Here is a 2284-nt window from a genome sequence, read left to right on the forward strand (position 1 = left end):
CGACCCCGCCCATAGCAAGCTGTACAAAACCGGTGACCTTGCCCGTTTCTTAGACAATGGCGACTTGGTGTACCTTGGCCGTAACGATGAGCAGGTGAAAATTCGTGGTTATCGTGTCGAACTAGGCGAGATTGCCGCTGCTATTGTCGACCAGCAAGGCGTACAAAACGCGGTAGTGATTGATGTGCCTGCACCGCAAGGCAAAGCGCTGGCCGCTTACCTTATCGCAGAGCCTGACCTTGAAATTACCGAATTAAAGCTCGCCCTAAGTGCTGCCTTACCTGAGTATATGGTGCCCAGCCACTTTACCCTAATTGAACATATTCCACTCACAGGTAACGGCAAGCTTGACCGCAAGGCTCTGCCTACGCCAGAACTTCAAGCCGACAACCTTTATGTGGCACCGCGTAATGACTTAGAGACCCAGCTTTGTGAAATTTGGCAGCAGGTGCTCGGCCTTGAGCAAGTGGGGATTGAGGATAACTTCTTCAGTATTGGCGGCGACTCTATCTCGGCTATCCGGTTGATGAATGCTTGTAATAAAGCACTGGATTTAACCATCCCAATTTCAGCCCTGTTTGAGCATACCCATATTGCCGCAATCGTCGACAACTTAGAGACGTTGAGCGTAGATATCGAAATTAAAGCAGACTCCGGATCACAACAAGAACAAACTAATAGCATAAGGATTTAACCATGTTGTCATTGCTCGCTGAACTGAAAGATCACAATCTCTCAATCTGGTTGCAAGACGGCGGACTAGAGCTGTCATTTGGCGCACAAGCGCCAGATGCAGCACTTGTTGCAAAGTTAAAGTCAAATAAAACGCAATTAATGGATTACCTTGAAGCAAAAGCAATTTTTTCAAAGGATGCGTTTAATACACTGCCAGAATTAAACCGCTACCCGCTTTCGTTTGCACAAGAGCGGTTATTATTTATCGAGCGCTTAGAAAATGGCACCAGCGCTTATCATATTCCCTTTTTGGTTAAACTCTCTGAGCACACCGAGCTTGCACACTTAGCACAGGCGTTGAATATCGTGTTGGATAGGCATCATGTACTTCGTAGTGTCTATCGTCAAGACGAGCAAGGCCATGACTATCAAGAGGTGTTAAACGCTTGTATTGAAATTGTGCCTAGCCCTGTGGCTGACTTAGCTGCACTTAATACGGCAGTGAAACAAGCTATTAGTACACCATTTGACTTAGCTAATGAGCCTATGTTCAAGGTTTTCTGTTGGACATTGGGCGCCGAGCGTTATGTGCTATTTATGTGGCACCACATAGCGTTTGACGGCTGGTCCACCGAAATCTTTATGCGTGAGCTGCATCAAGCCTATTTTATGCAAGCTTCAGGCAAAACGCCTGAACTACCAGCGCTTGAGTTACAGTACCAAGATTACGCCAAATGGCAGCGTGAGTACCTCAGCGGTGATACTTTAAGCAAACTTTTAGATCATTGGACAGAGGCGCTTTCAGGCGCTGAGCAGCTTGAATTACATTCACCACTACCACGGCCAAATGAATACCAATATCGCGGTGCCGACCACCGGATTCATTTAGGTAAGGAAAGAAGCGAGGCCCTAAAAGCCATTGCCAAAACGCAGCAAACCAGTCTTTATGTGGTACTGCTCAGTAGCTGGGCGTTAACATTACAAGCAACCAGCGGTCAGTCAGACTTAGTCATAGGTACGCCATCTGACAACCGTCACCTAAGTCAGACACAAAATCTTATTGGCTTTTTGGTCAATAGTTTAGCCTTGCCAATTCATATTGATAACGCGCTTGACTTTAGTGCCTTGATCCAACAAGTGCACCAAACCCTAAAAGCGGCAAAAGCACACCAAGACCTGCCATTTGATAAATTGGTCGACGCCTTAAAATTACAACGGGACCCATCTCGTCATCCGTTGTTTCAGATGATGTTTTCACTTGAGCAGTTTAAAAACAACAGTGATGACAGCAGCCAACAGCTGTTTATGCCTGTGGATGAATCACAAGTCAAAGCGCTACATAAAGTGGCTAAGTTCGACATTAGTTTACTGCTACAAAATGGTGACGAAGAAGTATTTGGCGACATTAACTACGCCACAGCGCTATTTCCAAGTGACTGGATCGCAACTCTTGCTGAGCGCTTTATTAGTATTATCGATCAGGTTATCGCCAGAACCACACAGCCACTTGCAAAAATAGCCCTGCAAAATAGAGCAGAGACTGACACGCTCCGTGCTTGGCACGACAACGCAGAATCGTTTGCCATCGATAAAGATTTGGCAAGCTTAA

General features: G+C 46.1%; 2 protein-coding genes. Both read left to right on the forward strand.

All coding sequences use genetic code 11. The annotated features are described in order from the left end of the window. A partial coding sequence (locus CEX98_RS21915; protein ID WP_143484370.1) for a phosphopantetheine-binding protein occupies positions 1-694 on the forward strand: 694 nt, incomplete at its 5' end. A gap of 2 nt (positions 695-696) precedes the next feature. After that, on the forward strand, positions 697-2284 hold a 1588-nt coding region (locus CEX98_RS21920), incomplete at its 3' end, for a condensation domain-containing protein (RefSeq protein WP_197707210.1).

This window comes from Pseudoalteromonas piscicida (assembly GCF_002744175.1).
GTDB classification, from domain to species: domain Bacteria; phylum Pseudomonadota; class Gammaproteobacteria; order Enterobacterales; family Alteromonadaceae; genus Pseudoalteromonas; species Pseudoalteromonas piscicida_B.